This window comes from Salinicola avicenniae (genome assembly GCF_023736115.1).
Lineage (GTDB): Bacteria > Pseudomonadota > Gammaproteobacteria > Pseudomonadales > Halomonadaceae > Salinicola > Salinicola avicenniae.
In genome coordinates, this window is sequence record NZ_JAKQZC010000001.1 from 641,202 (window position 1) to 660,487 (window position 19,286).

Here is a 19,286-nt window from a genome sequence, read left to right on the forward strand (position 1 = left end):
CGTGAACGGCACGCCGGTCGAGGTTGCGATCAGTGGCGCGATTCGGGGGAGCGGATCTCGCTCTCTTCGACCTGGCGGGTGGTCGGTGGCGTCTCGGGGTCCTGAGCCGCCTGGTTGACGTGCGCGGCTTGCGCCGGTGTGCCGTTGGCGGCGGCAGCCTCTGCCTTGCGCCGCCGACGCATGCGCCGAATCGGCCAGGCCACCACGAAGAACAGCGCCATCCCGATGGCGGCAATGATGCCCCAGAGCGCGGTGAGCAGGCTGAGGCCCGCACCGGGGCCGACATAGGCCTCGGCGGTAAGCGGCAGGATGGCGACGGCGGCGAGCAGGCCGGTCGGCATGAGCTTGGCGTATCGGCGGGTCATGTGGGTCATGGCGTTCACCTCCCAAAGGTGTCGAGATCGACGCGAACGGTCGCGCCGAGTGGATCAATCACGATGTGGTGTCGCAATGATGGGGTATTGCAATGATGGAGTGTTGCAATGATGTGGTGTCGCAACGAGGTAGCAGCCACCACGATCCCTGGCGCGGCTGTGACGCGATCCTGCCTGGAAGGGCGCTGCGAGGAATGCCGTTGACGATCTGGCGGCGGGTAGGGCGGCACCGCCGTCGCGCTGCGACGGGGCGGGCGCGGCGGGCACGATCCAAATTGTGCATGTCACATGTTCCTGAAGTTGCTGAGCTAGCCCCTTCAATCACCCCCGGAGGCTGCCGACAGCGCGGCGGCCTCGGCCGGTACTCTCCGTACCGGTCCGTTGTTACTGTTCAGCTTAGGGTCGACGAGGCGAAAAAGAATCAGGTTTTTTGTTAACTCGTTCGCCGACATTCGCCGAAATTTGTAACCACTGGTTGTTCAGGTAACCGTCACGATGGCAGTCGATCCGGCTCGAGCAGGGCGCCAGCCGGGGTGTTTGTTGTGTTGCCGTCGATTTTCGCTGGCGTTCACGAATCGGGGCGATATCATCGGCGCCTTTCTCGGATCGGTAGCGTCCGGACGAGTGGATTTCGCGGCAAGAGAGGCAATGCATGAATGCGGTAGTACTGGCCATCCTGTTGATGGTGACCTTGAGTCTGGCGCGCGTCTCGGTGGTGTTTGCGCTGATTGTGGCGGCGCTGGCGGGCGGACTCTATGCGGGAATGCCCCTCGACGAGATTCTCGAGGCCTTCAACGACGGTTTGGGCAACGGCGCGACGGTGGCGCTTTCCTACGCCGTGCTTGGCGCTTTCGCGGTGGCACTATCGCGCGCCGGGATCACTCAGGGGTTGGCTCGCCGCGCGGTCGATCGCTTTCACCTGCACGGCGCTGGCGGAAAAAGGCGCCAGTTGACGCTGGGTCTGCTGGGTTGCCTGCTGCTGGCGGCGATCAGCTCGCAGAACCTGATCCCGGTGCATATTGCCTTCATACCGATCCTGGTGCCGCCGCTGCTGACGCTGATGAATCGCCTCAGGCTGGATCGCCGCGCCGTGGCCTGCGTCATCACCTTCGGCATCACCGCGCCGTATATGTTGCTACCGGTCGGCTTCGGCGCGATCTTTCTCAACGACATCCTGCTCGCCAATCTCAACGCCAGTGGTGCCGAACAAGGGCTCGACATTGCGGCGTCCCAGGTGCCGTTGGCGATGGCGATGCCGATCGGTGGCATGGCGCTGGGTCTGCTGGTGGCGGTGTTCTTCAGCTACCGTCGCCAGCGCGAGTACGCCGATCGTGATATCGAGCGCGCGAACAGCACCGACGCCTCGGTGACGCCTCCGGTCGTCTCGCTGTCGACCTGGCAGAAGGGCGTGTTGGCGGTGGCCCTGGTGGGTACCGTGGTGGTCCAGCTGGTGACCGACTCGATGGTGCTCGGTGGCCTCTTCGGTTTTGCGCTGCTCTCGCTGAGCGGCGTGTTCCGCTGGCGCGAGCAGGACGATGTCTTCACCGAAGGCATGCGCATGATGACGCTGGTGGGCTTCATCATGATCGCCGCCGCCGGCTTCGCCAGCGTGATGCAGGCGACCGGGGCGGTCGACAGCCTGGTCACGAGTTCGGCGGCGGCGATCGGTGACCACAAGGGATTGGCGGCGCTGGTCATGCTGCTGGTGGGGCTGTTCATCACCATGGGGATCGGCTCGTCGTTCTCGACCATTCCGATCATCGCCTCGCTCTATGTGCCGCTGGCGCTCGGTTTCGGTTTTTCGCCGCTGGCGACCACCGCCCTGGTCGGCACCGCCGCCGCACTCGGCGATGCCGGCTCGCCGGCCTCGGATTCGACCCTGGGCCCGACCGCCGGGCTCAACGCCGACGGCCAGCACGACCATATCTGGGATAGCGTCGTGCCGACCTTCCTGCACTACAACGTGCCGCTGCTGATCTTTGGATGGATTGCGGCAATGGTGCTCTAGCTTCGCCCCGTCACTGCGAGGACGCCTGCGCGTCGACGTGCCCGGCAATCGCACCGGGCGTTGTCCACCACACGCCATCGGCGGTGCCGTAGCCGGCCAGTTCGGTCAGCACGGCGCGCAGGCGGCGCAGACGAAACGGCTGGCCGGTCAGGAAAGGGTGCAGCGCGATACCCATGACCAGCGGCTGGTGCCGGGACTGCTCGCGTAGCTCATGGAACTGGTCGCGAATCATGTCGCAAAACTCTTCCATCGACACGCGGTGCGTCGAGATCGTTGGAATGTCGTTGAGCTCCTGCGGATAAGGAATCGACCACAGAGGGCCGTGATCCGTCTGCATCCGGGTCGGGCGGTCGTCGTGCGCCCAGTTCAGCGTATAGGCGAAGCCCGCTTCGGTGAGCAGATCCGGCGTTTTCTCGCTCTCCGAAATCCACGGCGATAGCCAGCCCGGCACGGCTTGCCCGCCATGCACCTGCAGGCGTTGGCGCGTCGCACCGATCAGTTGTCGTTCTGCCGTCGTTGTCATTTGCCCCTGACGTTCGGCGTTGGTATGGCCGTGAGCGATCAGCTCGTCGCCGCGCTCGATGAAGGCGTCGATCAACTCGGGGCAGTGATCGAGAATCGACGTATTGGCAATCACGCCGGCAGCCAGGTCCAGTGCGTTGAACAGCTCGAGACAGCGCCACGCCCCCACGCGATTGCCATACTCCCGCCAGGCGTAGTTGAGCACGTCGGGTTCGCCCGCCGGTGCGGGTGGCGCAATGCCCGGCCCGCGCCCTTGGCCGAACTCGAAATGTTCCAGATTGAGTGCCACGTAGACGGCCAGACCGGTGTCGTTGGGCCAGCGCCAGGCATCGCGGTCGATGATCGGGCGGTAGGCAAAGCGTTCGTGGTGGTTGAGCGGCGCTCGAGACATGCGGTCTCTCCATGACAGTCAGCAGGACTCCTCAGCGTAGACGCGTCCTCGTCGCCTGCGACGTCGCGTCAGCGAGCACTCGGCGCGGGGGTAGCGCATTCGCGACCCTGAGGCTGCTAAGCTAGATCGACGAACCGACCTTTCAGGGAGATGGCATGAGCAAGACGACCGGCAAGAGCCCGAGCAAGAAGGGCGCCCGCAGCAGCGCCAACCGTCCGCTGAATGCGGACGCCATGACATTCCTCGAGCGCTATCTGAACAACGCCTCGCCCACCGGTTATGAGTGGGAAGGGCAGAAGCTGTGGATGGAGTACCTGCGACCCTACGTCGATGAATTCATCACCGACACCTACGGCACCGCGGTCGGCGTGATCAATCCGCACGCCGACTACAAGGTGGTGATCGAAGGCCACGCCGACGAGATTTCCTGGTACGTCAACTACATCACCGACAGCGGGCTGATCTACGTCATCCGCAACGGCGGCAGCGACCATCAGATCGCCCCCTCCAAGCGCGTCAACATCCACACCGACAACGGCATCGTGCCGGGCGTCTTTGGCTGGCCGGCGATCCATACCCGTCGTCAGGGGCCGAAGGAGAAGCCGCCAGAGCTCGACAACATCTTCATCGATGTCGGCGCCAGCTCGAAGGATGAGGTCGAAGCGCTCGGCGTCCACGTCGGCTGCGTGATCACCTATCCGGATGAGTTCATGGTGCTCAACGGCGACAAGCTGGTCTGCCGCGCCATCGACAACCGCATCGGCGGCTTCATGATCGCCGAGGTCGCGCGTTTGTTGAAGGCGCGCAAGCAGAAGCTCGATTTCGGTCTCTACATCGTCAACGCGGTGCAGGAAGAAGTCGGCCTGCGCGGCGCGGAAATGATCGCCGAGCGCCTCGACCCCAACGTCGCCATCGTCACCGACGTCAGCCACGACACCTCGACGCCGATGATCGAACCGCGTCGCGAAGGCGCCAACAAGATCGGCGACGGGCCGGTGATCTGCTACGCCCCGGCGATCCAGAACAAGTTGCGCGAGCGGTTGATCCAGGTCGCCACCGAGCAGAAGATTCCGTTCCAGCGCCTCCCGCGCTCGCGTGCCACCGGCACCGACACAGACGCTTTCGCCTACAGCAATTCAGGAGTCGCCTCGGCGCTGATCTCGCTGCCGCTGCGCTACATGCACACCACCGTCGAGATGGTCCACAAGCAGGACGTCGAGCATGTGATCGAGCTGATCTACCACACGCTTCTGGCGATCGAACCGGGCGAGACCTTCAGCTATTTCGAGTGAATCCGAAGGCATGCCGCGACCGTCGGGTCGCGGCATATTCCTTTCGCCCTGCTCCTCTCGCCTCGGCCCCGTTCAACTCGCCTCGGCCCCGTTCGGCTCGCGTCGATGCCTCTTCATACTAACGACCAATTGCACTCTGAGAATTGACTTGCATGCCATGGTATGCCAAAGATATTCCACAGCGGCACCCATAAGACAACATGGCCGCGAACGAGATGACAGCCGCTTTTCGTGGCGACAACAATAACCCAGGAGTCGAACATGAAGCCGACCCTTTCCCGTCTTGCCGTGCTCGGTACGGCAACCCTCCTCGGTACGAGCGCCATCAGTGCCCAGGCCGCGACGCAGCTGATGATCGTGACCCCTTGGCCCGAAGGCAATTTCCAGGCGCAGACGCTCAAGCAGTTCTCTGCCGCCGTGGAAGAAGCTACCGACGGTGAAGTCATTCTGGATGTCCACTCGGGTGGCGAGCTCGGCCTCAAGGGCCCGGAACTGCTGTCGGCCGTGCGCGACGGTATCGTGCAAGGCGCGGACATGCTGCTGACCCAGCAAGTCGGCGAAGCGCCGCTGCTGGGCATCGAGTCCGTCCCTTACCTCACGCGCGACGAGGATGACGCGGCACTGCTGCGCGAGACGGCATGGCCCTACTACGAAGACGTGGCCGCCCGCTTCAACCAGAAGTTTCTGTATACCGTGCCGTGGCCGGGACAGGGCGTCTTCACCCAGCAGCCGGTGGAAACGGTCGATGATCTGGCCGGCGTGAAGCTGCGCACCGTGGACAAGAACGGCACCGAGTTCTTCGATGCACTGGGCGCCTCGCCGGTGCAGATGCCGTGGGGCGAAGTGGTGCCGGCATTGGCTTCCGGCGCGATCGACGGGGTGACGACCTCCACGCCGTCCGGCGTCGACGGGAACTTCTGGGAGTTCACCGATTACTTCAACAAGCTCGACTGGCAGCTGGCACCGGATGTCGTCTCGATCAATCTGGACGCCTGGAACTCGCTGACCGACGAGCAGCAGCAGACCATCGAGTCACTGGCTCGCGAGATGGAACCCCAGTTCCAGCAGGTCTCGAAGGACGAGGACGCGCGTAACGCGCAGATTCTGGCCGACAACGGGATCCAGCTCTCCTCGCCGGATGCGGCGATGTCAGAGGCGCTGACCGAAGCGGCCCAGCCACAGTGGCAGCAGTTCCGCGAGGCCGCCGGGGCCGAGGCGGACGAGCTGATGACGCGCTACCTCGAGGCGCGCGACGCCGACTAGTCGCGCCACTGCTATCCGATCCGTGCGGTGAGTCTCGAGGCTCGCCGCGCGGCGCGCTCCGTTCGACCAGGGGACACCTCCGATGATCTCTCGCTTGCTGCGGTACAGTGACCGTCTGGCCTGGGCCAGCGCGGCACTGGCTGCCCTCGCCATGGCGCTGCTCTTCATTCTCATGCTCTCCGAGATCGTCTCGCGCAATCTGCTCGGGTTCAGTCTCGGCTTTACCTGGGAGATCAGTGGCTATCTGCTCGGTCTGATCATCTTCATGGCCAGCAGTTGGTCGCTGCGCAATGAAAAACATATCCGCATCACCCTGCTGCGCGAGAATCTGCCGGCCGGCGGCGTGCGCTGGCTGGACCTGCTGGCGACCCTCCTCGGCGCGGTGATTGCCGTATTCTTCAGCGCGGCCTTCATCGGATTCTGTCTGCAAACGTGGCAAAGCGGCACGGTGTCGAGCACACCGCAGCAGATCCCGCTGATCTATCCGCGCCTGCTGATGGCCATGGGCCTGATGATCTTCACGGCGACGCTGATTGTGCGCGGGCTGGTACTGGTGTTGGCGCCCACGCTGCTCGACGAGCTTCCCGACAAGATGCCGGACAACGCGCCGGCCCGCACGACGGAGGGCGTTTCATGACGGCGATCATGCTGACTGCATTTGCGCTGCTGGTGGCACTGCTCGCCAGCGGTGTCTGGGTCGGGCTGGGGCTGGCTGGGGTCGGGATCGTCTCGCTCGAGACGTTCCGTGGCTTCATGCCGGTCGAGAAGCTGCTGGCACAGACGGTATGGAATTCGACCACCAGCGCCGAGCTGGTCGCGCTGCCGCTGTTCATTCTGATGGGCGAGCTGCTGTTCCGCAGCCGCCTGACGCAGCTGTTGTTTGACGGTCTGGCGCCCTGGGTCGACCGTATTCCCGGGCGGCTGCTGCATACCAACATTCTCGGCTGCACGCTGTTTGCCGCGATTTCCGGCTCCTCGGCCGCGACCACGGCGACGGTCGGGCGGATTACCGCCAACGAGCTGACCCTGCGCGGTTACGATGCGCGGCTCGCGGCGGGTACGCTGGCCGGTGCCGGTACGCTTGGCTTTCTGATTCCGCCCAGCACCATCATGATCATCTACGGCGTGCTGGCACAGGTCTCGATCCTGAAGATGTTCATCGCCGGGATCGTGCCGGGACTGCTGCTGGCCCTGGCCTTCATGAGCTATATCGGCATTCATGCGCTGCTCAATCCGGGGCAGTTGCCACCGCGTCAGCGTGGCTTGCGCGCGGCGGATTACCTGCGTGCACTGGTCCAGCTGGGGCCAGTAGCGCTGCTGATCGCCTTCGTCATCGGCAGCATGCTGACCGGCATGGCGACCCCCACCGAAGCGGGTGCGGTCGGTGTGCTGGGGGCGCTGATCGTCTGCCTGCTGCAACGCTGTCTGAGCTGGCAGAGCCTGTGGAGCGCGCTGATGGGGGCGGCCCAGATCACCTCGATGATCGGACTGATCATCGTCGGTGCCATGTTCCTGTCGGTGGCAATGGGCTTTCTCAGCGTGCCGCGCACGATCGCCGATGCCATTGCATCGCTGGGGCTCTCGCCGCTGGCGCTGATCGCCATGCTGCTGGTGTTCTTCGTGGTGCTGGGGATGCTGCTCGAGGGGATGTCGATTATCGTCATGACGCTGCCGATCACGCTGCCGCTGATTACGCAGGCCGGCTTCGATCCGATCTGGTTCGGCGTGTTCCTGGTGCTGGTCGTGGAGATGGCGCAGATTACGCCGCCGGTCGGCTTCAACCTGTTCGTGATCAACGGCATTACCGGGATGAAGATCGGGCAAATTGCTCGTGCGGTGCTGCCATTCTTTCTGATCATGGTGGCGTTCACGCTACTGTTGGCGGTAATGCCGGAGATCGTGACCTGGCTGCCCAATCATGTTCAGGGGCGGGGGTGATCGCAACATGGCAGGGCGACAGTCATGACATCGCAAGAGACGACAGGTGATAGGCAGGCCGAGTCAAGGCGCTATTCCCTCGTGCCGCTGGCCGATCAGGGCGTGCTGGTCGACTGCGGCGAGACCATCGACGTCGAAACCAATCGATGGATCGATGCCGCCGCGCGGGCGGTGAATGCCGCCGCCATCGCGGGAGTTACCGGCGTCGTGCCCACCTACCGCTCGCTAACGGTGGAGTACGATAGCACCACGACGACCCAGGACACGCTGACGACGCGACTGGACGCGCTGCTCGCCACACTGACGGTCGCGTCGCGCCGCTATCGTCGCTTTCACGTGCCGGTCGTTTATGGTGGCGAGTACGGGCTCGACTTCGACGACTTTTGCCGCCGCCACGCGCTGTCCCGCGAGGAGGTCATCGCGTTGCATACGGCACCGGACTATCGCGTCTTCATGATCGGCTTCATGCCCGGCTTCGCCTATCTCGGCGGGTTGGAAGCGCAACTGCACACTCCACGTCGGGATTCGCCGCGCACGCGAACGCCGGCTGGCAGCATCAGCGTCGGTGGCCAGCAGACAGCGGTCTCTTCCGTGGAAGCGCCGAGTGGCTGGCATCTATTGGGGCGTACGCCGGTACGTACCTTCGACCCGCAGCGCGAGCCGCCGATCCTGATCGAGGCCGGCGACAGCGTGCGTTTCGAAGCGATCGACGAGGCGCGTTTCCGGGCGCTGCAGGCCGATCCCGACTGGCAACCGGCCTGGGAGTGGATGTCGTGAAAGGAAGTCGTGACAGTGAAAACGTCATGAGCGAGGGCTCGATGGCCAGTGACTCGATGACCAGTGATCCGATGACGAACGACGCGATGAAGGCGAGTGCCGCGCTGCGCGTCAGTGCGCCCGGCATGCTGACGACGTTGCAGGACGGTGGTCGCCCCGGCCAAGGGCATCTGGGCGTACCGCCCTCCGGCGCCCTGGATGCGATGAGCCTGGCCCTGGCCAATGCGCTGGTCGGCAATGCACCCGAAACCGGTGCCCTGGAGATTACGCTGCTGGGGCCGACGCTGGTCGTCGAAGGTGGCAACTGCGCCGTGGCGGTGGCCGGAGATGTCGAGATGCTGCTCAATGATTGTCGCGTCGACGCCTTTTGCTCACTATGGTTGCGCGACGGCGACGTGCTGAAGGTCCGGCGCGTGCTCAGCGGGGCCCGGGCCTATCTGGCGGTGGCGGGCGGTTTTCGCGCGACGCCGTTTCTGGGTAGCGTCGCGACGCTGGCGCGGGCCGGCATCGGCGGTTTCGAAGGCCGCGCGCTGCTCGCCGACGATCGCTTGGAACTCGCGGCACCGGGGAGCGGGCAGGCGAGTGTCGGGCGCGTCGGCGAACAGCATCTACCGCAGCGGGAAAAGCGTCCGATCCGCGTGGTGCTTGGCCCGCAGGCGGCGCATTTCGCGCGGGCGAAACAGGCGCGTTTCTTCTCCGCCGAGTGGGCGATCTCGACGCTGGCCGATCGCATGGGCTATCGGCTGACCGGCCCGGCGCTGGCGAGCGCCAAGGGGCACAATATCGTCTCCGATGCGTTGCTGACGGGCAGTGTGCAGGTTCCCGGCGACGGTCAGCCGATCATCGCCATGAACGACCGGGGTACCACCGGCGGGTATCCCAAGATCGCCACCGTCATTCGCGCCGATCTGGCGCGGCTCGGGCAGATGAAACCGGGGGACCGCCTGCGTTTCGAGGCGGTCGACGTCGCCCACGCCGAAGCGCTCTGGCGCGGGCGGCAGCAGGAGTTCCAGGCCTATCTCGAACGATTGTCCGGCTGAGTCGCCTGACTCACTGGCCGGCAGCGGTAATAACCATAACCATCCATTGTCAGGGAATTGCAGCAATGCAGACGCTGGACATCGACAGAATCTTGCAGGGAACGCGCATTCAGAGCCTGGCGGGCCGGGCCTATCAGCAGCTGTTCGAGATGATTCAGCTCGGCAAGCTGCCGGCCGGCACGCTGCTGCAGGAGCGCAACCTGGCGGAGGCGCTGGATATCTCTCGCACGCCGGTGCGTGAGGCCTTGAGCCGGCTCGAGCACGAAGGCTTCGCGATCCGCGTGGCGCGTGGACAGCTGGCGGTGAAGGCCCCGTCGGTGCACGAGTATATGGAGATCCTGCGCGTACGCGCGCTGCTCGAAGGGGATTCGGCGTGGCATGCGGCCAAGCGGCTCGATCTCGACGCGATCGAGGTGCTGGAGCAGCAGGTCACCACCCTGTTGGAGACGCCCCCGGAAGCGCGCACCTCGGAGCACCTGCATCGGGTCGACGATGCCCTGCACAATGGTATCGCCGAGGCCAGTGACAACCAGCTGCTGGCACGCATGGTCGCCGATCTGCGCCTGAAGACGCGTGTTTTCGATCTGGTGCAGGTGCCAGAGCGTTTCGAACCCGGTTGTCGCGAACACCTGGCCCTGCTTGCACGGCTACGCGAGCGTGACAGCGAGGGGGCCAAGGCGGCGATGGAAACGCATATCGGCAATGTGCGCCAGAGCATCATCAATCGCCTGGCGCATATCTGAGCGCCGCCGCTCACGGTGACTGGGCGCGGCGCTGGCCCGTCAAGCCGGGCCTCTGGCGCCCGGGCGCTATGTCTGAATCCCGCTATGCCTGACTCTCGCTATTCCTGAATCAGGGCGGCGAGCACGCGTATCCCTTCGACGAAATCCTCGATGCGCATCGCCTCGAACGGGTTGTGGCTGCCGTGCTGGTTGCGCACGAACAGCATCTGGGTCGGCACGCCGGCGTTGGCGAAGGTCGCCGCATCGTGCCCGGCGCCGCTCGGCATCAGGCGGTGCGAGATTTTCAACTGTGTGGCGAGCGTCGCGGCGCGTTGGGTCAAGGCCGCGCTCATGGGGGCCGGCGTGCTGGCGGTCCGCGGGCCGAGATCGAAGCGGACGCCACGCTCGCGTTCCAGTCGCTCGATCGTAGTCTGGAGCGTCGCCTCCAGATCGACGAGCACGGCTGGATCCTCGCTGCGCACGTCGAGGCAGAAGCCGACTTCGCCGGGAATCTTGCTGAAGGCGTGCTGCGCCGGCGGGGTCGCGATCTGACCCACCGTCACGGTGGCGCGGCGGCCGTCCTGTTCCAGGGTGTCCCATGCCTGCTCGAGTGCCATCGCCAGCTCGGCGAAGGCCATCAGTGCGTCGTGTCGATAGGGTTTGGCGACGGCGCCCGAGTGGCCCCACTCGCCGAAGCAGCGGGCTTCGCGATAGCGGAAACTGCCGGCGATGCCGGTGACGATACCGACCGAACGCTTCTCGGTCTCGAGCGTCGGGCCCTGCTCGATATGCAGCTCGAGCATGCCGTGCAGTGCACGTTGGCCCAGCCAGTTGTCGCCGGTGGCCACCGCGTCGGGGTCGCCACCGCAGTCACGCAGGTGTTCGGCGAGCGTGCGTCCGGTATCGGCGCGCGTCAGCGCCAGTTCTTCTGCGGCCAACTTGCCAAGCGCCGAGCGGCTGCCGAGGTAGGAGGCCGGGAACCAGGTGCTCTCCTCCGCCCGAAAAGCGGCGACGATGATGTCTCGCGGCGGCGTGATGCCGCGCTCGCGTAGCGCCGCCACCGCTATCAGACCGGCCACGACACCGGCCGCGCCGTCGAAGTTGCCGCCCTGCGGTACGGAGTCGAGATGCGAGCCGACGACCCAGGCGGGCTGATCGCGATCCTCGCCCGGGTAGATGGCGAAATGGTTGCCGGCGGCGTCCTGCTCGACTGCCAGCCCCAGCGCGCTGGCCGTCTCGATGAACAGTTCGTGCGCGCGTTGCTCGCCTTCCCCGTAGGCGTCGCGCGTGATGCCGATCTGCTCGGCATAGGGCGCGGCCAGCCGCGAGAAGAGAGTGTCGATCAGGGATAGGTCGATGGCATCGGAGATCATGGCGTCACCTTCGGCGGGTTGCTGGCGGCTGATGTGGCCGCGAGCGCGTCGGGATTGACGACGTGCGCTGGTGTCACGCCCCGGCTGACGTCGAGGATGTTGCGCGCCACGGCGAGCGCCGTGCGCGACATGCTGGCGGCGGTCGAGCCGCCGTTGTGGGGCGACACGACCACGTTGTCGAGCGCCAGCAGCGGGTGGTCGTAAGGCATGGGTTCGACGGCGAAGACATCCAGACCGGCACCGCCGAGGTGGCCCGAGGCGAGCGACTTGGCCAGGGCCATTTCGTCCACGGTGCCGCCGCGGCCGGTGTTCAGAAGCAGTGCGCCGGGCTTCATGCGGGCCAGCTCCTCGCGGCCGATCATGTTGCGGGTGCGGTCGTTGAGTCCGACATGCACCGACACTACGTCGGCCCGGGTCAGCAGCGCATCCAGCGTTGGCGCGCGGCCGACGCCTGCGGCGGCGAGATCGGCATCCGGAGCGTTGGGAGAGAATACGACGACGCGCATGCCGAGCCCCTTCGCCATGGCGGCGGCGCGGCGCCCGATATTGCCGAAACCGACGACGCCAAAGGTCTGGCCGGCCAGCTCGATCATCGGTTCGTTGTACTTGAAGGCAAAGAAGTCACCCTCGCGCACGATGCGGTCGGCCAGCGGCACGCGGCGTGCGCAGGCGAACATCAGCGCGATGGCCTGTTCGGCGACGGCCTGGGCATTGCTGCCGGGGGTGTTGGCGACGATCACGCCATGGTCGGTGGCGGCCGCCATATCGATGGCGTTGACACCGACGCCGTGCACGCCGATCACTTCAAGCCGTGGTGCCTGCGCCAGCATCTCGCGGGTGACGGCGGCACTGCGCACGATCAGTGAACGGGCATCCGCCAGCAGCGGTATCAAGCTCTGCGGATCGGGGGCCTGGGCATCGATCACGTGGATGCCGCCCTGATGCAGGCTATCGACACCATCGGGATGAATGGGTTGGGCGATGACACAGATGAAGTCGGTCAAGTGGGGTCTCCCTGATTGTTATTGGTGGCCCGGGCTCGCGGGGCTCGGTAGTACCTGCGGCACGAGGCGACAAACCAGTGGCGCGGTAATGCATACTATTGGTATACCATGGATATGGCATGATCGATACCCGACCCGCGACGGGTTTTCGATAACGCTAGCCAACGTCAACGCCGCTGCGCGTGGCACCCTGGCCAATAACAATCCTTCAGGAGGACGCATGAGTCTAAGCGTGGATCTCAACTGCGACATGGGCGAAAGTTTCGCCGCATGGAAAATGGGCGACGACCGGGCGATGCTCGATATCGTGACCACGGCCAATATCGCCTGCGGCTTTCATGCCGGCGACCCGATGGTCATGCACGAGACCCTGACGCTCGCGCGCGAACGGGGCGTGCAGGTCGGGGCGCACCCGAGTTTCATGGATCTGGTCGGCTTCGGTCGCCGGCGACTCGAGGGTGAGGATCCGCAGGATCTGGAAAAGCAGCTGATCTATCAGATCGGCGCGATGGTCGCGATGGCGCGAGCGGTCGGCCACCCGATCCGCCACGTCAAGACGCACGGTTCGCTGGGCAACATGGCCGCGGAAGACCGGGAGATGGCGCTGGCCGTATCGCGGGCGATCCAAGCGGTCGACGGCAAGCTGATCCACCTCTGCATGCCGGGTATGGAGACCTCGCTGACGGCGCAGGAACTGGGGCTCAAGGTGGGCAACGAAGTCTTCGCCGATCGCGCCTACGCCGACAACGGCAACCTGCTGTCGCGCAAGCTGCCCGGTGCCGTGATCCATGATCCGGACGCGGCCGCCGATCGCGTGCTGCGCATGCTCGAGGAGCAGGCGGTGACCACGGTCTCCGGCAAACAGATCCCGCTCGCCATCGATAGTATCTGTGTCCATGGCGACACCCCGGGTGCGGTGGCAATGGCGGAAACGCTGCGCCGGCGTCTCGAGAGTGCGGGCGTCGCGATTCGGCCGATGGCGGATCTCGTCGAGGCACGCTGAAGACCCGCTTGCCACGCTTGTCTTGCGACTGTCGCCAACCCCCAGGCATTCCTTTCAGGGCATAACAACTCAGGGAACCACACCATGACTCAACTTGCGCAGCGACTCTCCGTCGTTCGTCCCTCCGCCTCCATCGAGATCAGCCGTCGCGCCGCCGAGATGCGCCGTGAAGGTCTCGACGTGATCTCGCTCTCCCAGGGCGAGCCGGACTTCGAGACGCCGGCGGCGATTCGCGATGCCGCCAAGGCGGCGCTGGATGCGGGCGCGACCCGCTATACCGACGTCGACGGTACGCCCGCGCTCAAGCAGGCGATCGTCGAGAAATTCCGCCGTGACAACGGGCTCGATTACCAGACCAGCGAGATCAGCGTCGGTGCCGGCGGCAAGCAGGTAATCTTCAACGCGCTGATGGCGCTGGTCGATCCGGGTGACGAGGTGATTTTCGCCGCCCCGCATTGGGTCTCCTATCCGGATATGGTGCGCCTGGCCGGTGGTACGCCGAAAGCACTGACCTGCCCGGCCGAGCGCGGCTTCAAGCTCGGTGCAGCGCAGCTCGCCGAGGCGATTACGCCGCAGACCAAGGTGCTGATTCTCAACTCGCCGGGCAACCCCTCCGGGGCGGGCTACACCCGCGACGAGCTGGCAGCGCTGGCCGAGGTACTGCTGGCGCATCCGCAGGTCTTCGTGCTCTGCGACGATATCTACGAATACCTGGTCTACGACGATTTCGCGTTCTACACGCTGGCGCAGGTCGAGCCGGCGTTGAAACCGCGCACGCTGACCATCAACGGGGTGTCGAAAGGCCACGCGATGACCGGCTGGCGCATCGGCTTCGGCGCCGGCCCGGCGGATCTGATCAAGGCGATGGCGGTGATGCAGTCGCAGACCACCTCCAACCCGGCCTCGGTCTCGCAGGCGGCGGCGGTCACCGCGCTGGGACTGCCGCTCGACGAGATTCGGGCCCGCAACGCGATCTTCGCCGAGCGGCGCGATCGCTGTCTGGCCGCCTTTGCCGAGATCGACGGGCTGAGCTGCCGCCTGCCGGAGGGGGCGTTCTATCTGTTCCCCAACTGCGAGGCGCTGCTGGGGCGGCGCACGCCGGCCGGCGACACGCTCGACAGCGACCAGGACCTGGCGCGCTATCTGTTGGAGGCGGGGCAGGTGGCCGTGGTCCCGGGCAGCGCCTTCGGTCTGCCGGGCTATTTCCGCATCTCGTTCGCGACCGACACCGAGCGGCTGATGGAAGCGTGCCGGCGTATCGCCGAGGCGTGCGCGGCGCTCGACTGATCGGGGGGGCAGGCCGGCAAACGACCGCGGGGCGGCAGAGTCATCTGCCGCCCCGCGGTCGTTTGCGATGGGTCGTTTGCGATGGGTCGTTTGCGATGGATCGTTTGCGATGGATCGTCGCCGATCAGATGCTGACCAGCCCTTCCCACCAGCGGCGGATCGGTCGCCACCAGTCCGCTTCCGCTTCCAGCGCGTCGCGGTCGCTGTCGAGGTAGATAGTCGCGGTCAGTCCGGCGGAGAGCTTGGTTTCCGCCGGCACATCGTCCAGCGCGATGCGTACCGGAATACGCTGCGAGAGGCGTACCCAGTCGAACGAGGCGGAGACACTGGCCAGGCCGTTGCCCTGGCTCGCCAGGCTGTTGTCGCTGATACCGCGGGCGAAGCTATCGACATGGCCCCAGATCGGCTGGTCGCTGGAGAGCAGTTGAATCCTGACCGGCTCCCCGATGTCGATGCTGTCCAGTTTGGTCTCCTCGAAATAGCCGAGGGCGTAGAAGCTGTCGGCGTCGACCAGCGTCATGGCGTTGGTGCCGACATTGACGTACTGACCCGGGCGCAGCAGCAGGTTGGTGACATAGCCGTCGACCGGCGCGCGCACCGTGGCGCGCTCCAGGTCCAGTTCCGCCTGATTGACCTCGACCCGCGCCTGCTGCACGGCGGCCTGCGCGCCGGTCAGGGTGAAGCGGGCGTTGTCCTTGTCTTCCTGGGAGACGTAATTCTGCAGACGCTGACGCCGGCTGTTGGCGGCCTGCGCCTCGTCACGCTGCTGTTCCAGCTGGTTGAGATTCGCCTGCGCCTCGTCGAGCGCCAGCTGATAGCGCTGCTTGTCGATGGTGAACAGGACATCGCCCTGCTGCACGAGCTGGTTGTCGTGGACCTGCAGGTCCTCCACCAGCCCTGACACATCGGTGCCGAGATTGACCACGTCGGCACGAATGCGGCCGTCTCGGGTCCACGGGTCGTGCATGTAGTGGTCCCAGATCTGGGCGACGGCAACAATCGCGGCTGCGACCAGGATCAGCGTCAGCAGCAAGCGAACCGTTTTGCGAAGTCCGGTTGGCCAGTTCATCGGTTATTGTTCCTCATCCTGCCATTCTTATCCTGCTACCGGGAGAGCGCCGCCTACTTCGAGGACGCCCCACAGCAGCAGTGCGTAAAGCGCGATATCCAGCAACACTGGTTGCCAGAACCAGTGATAGAGCTTCAGGCGCACGAAAAGCCGGCGGAGCAGCAGATAGCCGGCCAGCGCCAGCAATACCGGTACGGCCAGGGGGGGCATCAGAAAGCCCAGAAACGACCATTCAGCCAGCATGTCCGGGTTCTCCTGCCGCCGGGGCGGACGTGGCCTGCGTCTCCTGCCCGCGAGTTTCGAGTTCGACGCCGGGGGCGTCGCGCATCAGATGTTTCAGCATGGCGAATTCGCCAATGGTGGCGATCGGCAGCCGCGCCTCGTGATAGAGCCGCTCGAGCCACGTCTGCGCCTCGTCCGCCAGGGTCTGCCACATGGCGGGGTCGTGCTGCCGTCGGTCGGTCAATTGGCCGCCCACCTGCGCCAGCCACGCCTCGATATCGGCATGCAGAGGCCCGACGGCATCGCGCAGACGGCGGATTCGCCAGACGCAGAGTGCCATGGCATGCAGATCGACCGCTTCACGCAGCGCCTTGTCGCTGCCGCCGAGCGCGATCAAGCGGCCGAGACGGTCGTAGAGCCGACTCTCGAGGCGTGCACGGTTGGGTAGAGAACGCTCGCCCAGCAGTCGTCCCAGGCCGCGCCAGTAGGAGGACATCAAGGTATTGATGCGATCTTTCGGCGAGCGCTGACGCAGCAGCGAATAGGTGAACATCGAGGCAAGCGTGCCGATGATCGAGGCCAGGCCGCCGTTGACGTAGCTGGTCGGCGAAAAGGTGTAGGTCGAGTGCAGGTTGAGTAGAGTCATCATGGTGATCGCCCCGGCCATACCGACCAGTGACCAGCGTGGATAGGGCGTCATCAGCGTTCCGATGGCGATCGGAATGCCGATGGCAATGGCCAGCAGCGGGAAACCGTTGATCACCGGTAACACCAGGAACAGCAGGATGCCGCCGAGAATGACGGCCGCGATCGACCCCCACAGGAACTGATAGACCACGGCTGCGGGGTCGGGTGCCTTGGCAAACAGCATGGTGAAGACGCCGAGCAGCATCATGGCCAGATAGCCGGAGTGCCAGCCGCTGTGAATCCAGAACTGGCCGAGCAGCTCGAAGGCGATGAATAGCCGAAATGCGTTGTAGCGGGCGACAAAATGCTCGTTGTGCGTGGTGCGCGAGCGGCGCGACCAGGGTAGCGTCTTGACCTTCGCCGAGGCGGGGTCTTCGAGCGCGTTACGCAGGCGTCGGCCGTGCTGCAGCAGGCCCAGTACCTCGCCCAGGCGCTGCCTTACTAGCTCGGCACGGGCGCGGGTACGCGGCTCGACCGTCTCCTCGTCCCAGTCGAGATCGTTCAGCACCAGCCGTCTGCTGGGCTTGCCATCCGGCGCCGCCTCGATCGCCTGCAGCAGGGGGATCGCCTGACGCTTCAGCGCGTCGAGCCAGCGCTCGCCGTCGTCGCACTCGCGCAGATAATCGAGCGCCGTCTCCAGTTCGCGTACCGCGGTCAGCAGCGCGAGACTGTCGCTGGCGAAGCGGTCCAGCGCCGGAATGAAGTGGCTGAGCCGGCGGGTTTCCAGCCGTGTCAGCCCGCGCAGTTTCTCGAACTGCTGGTAGCGCTGCAGCAGCATCTTGAGCTGCGTATCGCGCATCTCCCGGGAGCGAGGGGCATCGAGTGTCGCCAGTGTCTCGGTGGCGGCCTTGGAGAGGAATTCCGAGAGCGCGCCGGGCAACGCGCGGCTGCCGAAGCGCGGTGCGATCGCCACGTGCACCAGCAGGGCACAGCCGATACCCAGTGCCGTCTCACTGAAGCGTCCCTGAGCGACCGACCAGATATCCTCCACGCCGGTACCGATGGCGGTCAGCGACACCAGCGTCGAGGTATAGCCGCTGAGCATCATCACGTAGCCGATATGCTCGTCCTGCTCGAGCATCACCCAGTAGAGACAGAAAGCCAGCCAGGCGCCGGCGAACAGCAGGTAGAGCATCGGCTGCTGTCCGAACATGACGATCAGGACCAGGCCGACGATGGAGCCGAACAGCGTGCCGAACAGGCGCGCCATGCTGCGCCCGATAATGATACCGATGGGCGGTGTACCGCCGGTGAACATGACCGGCTGCAGCGTCACGATCATGACCGCCATGATCGCCCACGCGGGTTGGTAGAGATCGAGACGCATGGACAGAAACAGCGCCAGCCAGGCGGCCAGAACCGTTCGCAATGCCAGCAGCCAGTGATCGGCAGGAATTCGCAGCATAGACAACCAGAAAACCCCACGAATGGGCTCACTCGTGGGGACGAGAAAGAAACGGGGTGAAAGTTAGGCTGCGAATGATCTCACCGGTTGCGGCGTTTGTCTACCGTGGCATGCAAGATCCTGTGGAAAAGCGAGCGAAAGCTGCTGCAGGTGGCAGTGGGGACAGGCATAAAAAAGGCCACCGCAAGGGTGGCCAACCATCGTGCCCGATAGGGTTTTTCGGCTCAGAAGCGGAAGCCGATGCCGCCCATGATGACCCAGGGGTCGATATGGACGGTGGTGTCGTAGTCCTGACCACCGACGGTCGCTGTGGCGTCGGAGTCGATGTCGAGATACCAGGCCGCGGCATTGAGCGACCAGTGGTCATCGATCAACAGGTCGACGCCGAGCTGGCCGGCGGCGCCCCAGGAGTCGTCGAGGTCGAGGCTGCCGACATCCAGGTCTTCGTCGGAAAAGTGGGTGTAGTTCACGCCGGCACCGATATAGGGCTGGACGCGGGCCTGAGTACCACCCAGCGGGTAATACTGCAGGGTCAGGGTCGGCGGCAGGTGCTTGGTGGAAGCCAGCTTGTCGCCATTCAGGTTGATGTCGTGCTCGAACGGCTCGGCGGCCAGCAGTTCCACGCCCCATTTGTCGAGGAAGCGGTAGCCGAAGGTAAACGCGAAGCCGGTCTTGTCCTCGACATCGACATCCATATCCAGGCCGTCGAAGTGGCCGTTGTCGTCCTGCGGGGAAACCTTGGCGATACCGAAGTGGGTGAACCAGTCACCGGCGCCGTAGGCGAAAGCGTTGGCTGCGCTGAGAGAGGTCATGACCGCCAGTCCGGCGATGCTGACTCGGCGTAGGATCGTATTCATGGATGGCGTTCCCTTATGAAGCCCTGAATGAAGCCCTGAGTCTGTAATCCCA

Annotated in this window: 18 protein-coding genes; 10 read left to right on the forward strand and 8 right to left on the reverse strand. The window is 65.0% G+C overall.

Going from position 1 to position 19,286, the window contains the following annotated elements; all coding sequences use genetic code 11:
- Positions 1-29: 29 nt before the first annotated feature.
- Positions 30-374 carry a hypothetical protein gene (locus tag MC381_RS02935; protein WP_251976222.1) on the reverse strand — a complete coding sequence of 115 codons (345 nt, stop codon included), beginning with the start codon at positions 372-374 and terminating at the stop codon, positions 30-32.
- A gap of 652 nt (positions 375-1,026) precedes the next feature.
- Here MC381_RS02935 and MC381_RS02940 point away from each other — a divergent pair.
- The gene (locus MC381_RS02940) at positions 1,027-2,382 is read left to right on the forward strand and encodes a Na+/H+ antiporter family protein (RefSeq protein WP_251976223.1); all 1,356 of its coding nucleotides are present in this window, start codon (positions 1,027-1,029) and stop codon (positions 2,380-2,382) included.
- Positions 2,383-2,392: 10 nt separating this feature from the next.
- Here MC381_RS02940 and MC381_RS02945 read toward each other — a convergent pair whose 3' ends face one another.
- Positions 2,393-3,295 (reverse strand): polysaccharide deacetylase family protein, encoded by a 903-nt coding sequence (locus MC381_RS02945; RefSeq protein WP_251976224.1) that lies wholly within the window; start codon positions 3,293-3,295, stop codon positions 2,393-2,395.
- A 155-nt stretch (positions 3,296-3,450) separates the two neighbouring features.
- Here MC381_RS02945 and MC381_RS02950 point away from each other — a divergent pair, with 155 nt between their 5' ends.
- From MC381_RS02950 to MC381_RS02980, 7 genes are all read left to right on the forward strand, one after another.
- Positions 3,451-4,587 carry a M42 family metallopeptidase gene (locus MC381_RS02950; RefSeq protein WP_251976225.1) on the forward strand — a complete coding sequence of 379 codons (1,137 nt, stop codon included), beginning with the start codon at positions 3,451-3,453 and terminating at the stop codon, positions 4,585-4,587.
- A 261-nt stretch (positions 4,588-4,848) separates the two neighbouring features.
- Positions 4,849-5,850, forward strand: a complete 1,002-nt coding sequence (locus MC381_RS02955; RefSeq protein WP_251976226.1) for a TRAP transporter substrate-binding protein — start codon at positions 4,849-4,851, stop codon at positions 5,848-5,850.
- A gap of 82 nt (positions 5,851-5,932) precedes the next feature.
- Complete coding sequence (locus MC381_RS02960) at positions 5,933-6,487, forward strand: TRAP transporter small permease subunit (protein ID WP_251976227.1); 555 nt, start codon at positions 5,933-5,935, stop codon at positions 6,485-6,487.
- A complete protein-coding gene (locus MC381_RS02965; RefSeq protein WP_251976228.1) occupies positions 6,484-7,788 on the forward strand; it encodes a TRAP transporter large permease in 1,305 nt (434 codons plus the stop codon). The genes MC381_RS02960 and MC381_RS02965 overlap by 4 nt, the downstream gene beginning before the upstream one ends.
- 24 nt (positions 7,789-7,812) lie before the next feature.
- On the forward strand, positions 7,813-8,565 hold the full coding sequence (gene pxpB / locus MC381_RS02970) for a 5-oxoprolinase subunit PxpB (protein ID WP_251976229.1): 753 nt from the start codon (positions 7,813-7,815) through the stop codon (positions 8,563-8,565).
- Entirely contained in the window at positions 8,562-9,605 is a 1,044-nt protein-coding gene (locus MC381_RS02975) for a 5-oxoprolinase subunit C family protein (RefSeq protein WP_251976230.1), read from the forward strand. Before pxpB ends, MC381_RS02975 begins: the two co-directional genes overlap by 4 nt.
- Before the next feature lie 65 nt (positions 9,606-9,670).
- Complete coding sequence (locus MC381_RS02980) at positions 9,671-10,348, forward strand: GntR family transcriptional regulator (RefSeq protein WP_251976231.1); 678 nt, start codon at positions 9,671-9,673, stop codon at positions 10,346-10,348.
- Positions 10,349-10,446: 98 nt separating this feature from the next.
- On the opposite strand, the gene MC381_RS02985 is transcribed toward MC381_RS02980, so the two are convergent.
- The gene (locus MC381_RS02985; protein WP_251976232.1) at positions 10,447-11,700 is read right to left on the reverse strand and encodes a Zn-dependent hydrolase; all 1,254 of its coding nucleotides are present in this window, start codon (positions 11,698-11,700) and stop codon (positions 10,447-10,449) included.
- A complete protein-coding gene (locus MC381_RS02990) occupies positions 11,697-12,704 on the reverse strand; it encodes a hydroxyacid dehydrogenase (RefSeq protein ID WP_251976233.1) in 1,008 nt (335 codons plus the stop codon). The genes MC381_RS02985 and MC381_RS02990 overlap by 4 nt, the downstream gene beginning before the upstream one ends.
- A gap of 220 nt (positions 12,705-12,924) precedes the next feature.
- Between MC381_RS02990 and MC381_RS02995 the strand changes: the two genes are divergently transcribed.
- The gene (locus MC381_RS02995; RefSeq protein WP_251976234.1) at positions 12,925-13,707 is read left to right on the forward strand and encodes a LamB/YcsF family protein; all 783 of its coding nucleotides are present in this window, start codon (positions 12,925-12,927) and stop codon (positions 13,705-13,707) included.
- Positions 13,708-13,791: 84 nt separating this feature from the next.
- Positions 13,792-14,994 carry a pyridoxal phosphate-dependent aminotransferase gene (locus MC381_RS03000; RefSeq protein ID WP_251976235.1) on the forward strand — a complete coding sequence of 401 codons (1,203 nt, stop codon included), beginning with the start codon at positions 13,792-13,794 and terminating at the stop codon, positions 14,992-14,994.
- 124 nt (positions 14,995-15,118) lie between these two features.
- On the opposite strand, the gene MC381_RS03005 is transcribed toward MC381_RS03000, so the two are convergent.
- From MC381_RS03005 to MC381_RS03020, 4 genes are all read right to left on the reverse strand, one after another.
- The gene (locus MC381_RS03005; protein ID WP_251976236.1) at positions 15,119-16,063 is read right to left on the reverse strand and encodes an efflux RND transporter periplasmic adaptor subunit; all 945 of its coding nucleotides are present in this window, start codon (positions 16,061-16,063) and stop codon (positions 15,119-15,121) included.
- A gap of 27 nt (positions 16,064-16,090) precedes the next feature.
- On the reverse strand, positions 16,091-16,306 hold the full coding sequence (locus MC381_RS03010; protein WP_251976237.1) for a DUF1656 domain-containing protein: 216 nt from the start codon (positions 16,304-16,306) through the stop codon (positions 16,091-16,093).
- On the reverse strand, positions 16,296-18,377 hold the full coding sequence (locus MC381_RS03015; RefSeq protein ID WP_251976238.1) for an FUSC family protein: 2,082 nt from the start codon (positions 18,375-18,377) through the stop codon (positions 16,296-16,298). The genes MC381_RS03010 and MC381_RS03015 overlap by 11 nt, the downstream gene beginning before the upstream one ends.
- Before the next feature lie 224 nt (positions 18,378-18,601).
- The gene (locus tag MC381_RS03020; RefSeq protein ID WP_251976239.1) at positions 18,602-19,234 is read right to left on the reverse strand and encodes an OmpW/AlkL family protein; all 633 of its coding nucleotides are present in this window, start codon (positions 19,232-19,234) and stop codon (positions 18,602-18,604) included.
- Positions 19,235-19,286: the final 52 nt, after the last annotated feature.

Coding starts and splice junctions, on each gene's coding strand:
- MC381_RS02945 (WP_251976224.1), bottom strand. CDS start 3,295: ATGTCTCGAGCGCCGCTCAACCACCACGAACGCTTTGCCTACCGCCCG.
- MC381_RS02960 (WP_251976227.1), top strand. CDS start 5,933: ATGATCTCTCGCTTGCTGCGGTACAGTGACCGTCTGGCCTGGGCCAGC.
- MC381_RS02935 (WP_251976222.1), bottom strand. CDS start 374: ATGACCCACATGACCCGCCGATACGCCAAGCTCATGCCGACCGGCCTG.
- MC381_RS02980 (WP_251976231.1), top strand. CDS start 9,671: ATGCAGACGCTGGACATCGACAGAATCTTGCAGGGAACGCGCATTCAG.
- MC381_RS02965 (WP_251976228.1), top strand. CDS start 6,484: ATGACGGCGATCATGCTGACTGCATTTGCGCTGCTGGTGGCACTGCTC.
- MC381_RS02940 (WP_251976223.1), top strand. CDS start 1,027: ATGAATGCGGTAGTACTGGCCATCCTGTTGATGGTGACCTTGAGTCTG.
- MC381_RS02995 (WP_251976234.1), top strand. CDS start 12,925: ATGAGTCTAAGCGTGGATCTCAACTGCGACATGGGCGAAAGTTTCGCC.
- MC381_RS02955 (WP_251976226.1), top strand. CDS start 4,849: ATGAAGCCGACCCTTTCCCGTCTTGCCGTGCTCGGTACGGCAACCCTC.
- MC381_RS03015 (WP_251976238.1), bottom strand. CDS start 18,377: ATGCTGCGAATTCCTGCCGATCACTGGCTGCTGGCATTGCGAACGGTT.
- MC381_RS03020 (WP_251976239.1), bottom strand. CDS start 19,234: ATGAATACGATCCTACGCCGAGTCAGCATCGCCGGACTGGCGGTCATG.
- MC381_RS02950 (WP_251976225.1), top strand. CDS start 3,451: ATGAGCAAGACGACCGGCAAGAGCCCGAGCAAGAAGGGCGCCCGCAGC.
- MC381_RS03000 (WP_251976235.1), top strand. CDS start 13,792: ATGACTCAACTTGCGCAGCGACTCTCCGTCGTTCGTCCCTCCGCCTCC.
- MC381_RS03005 (WP_251976236.1), bottom strand. CDS start 16,063: ATGAACTGGCCAACCGGACTTCGCAAAACGGTTCGCTTGCTGCTGACG.
- MC381_RS02985 (WP_251976232.1), bottom strand. CDS start 11,700: ATGATCTCCGATGCCATCGACCTATCCCTGATCGACACTCTCTTCTCG.
- pxpB (WP_251976229.1), top strand. CDS start 7,813: ATGACATCGCAAGAGACGACAGGTGATAGGCAGGCCGAGTCAAGGCGC.
- MC381_RS03010 (WP_251976237.1), bottom strand. CDS start 16,306: ATGCTGGCTGAATGGTCGTTTCTGGGCTTTCTGATGCCCCCCCTGGCC.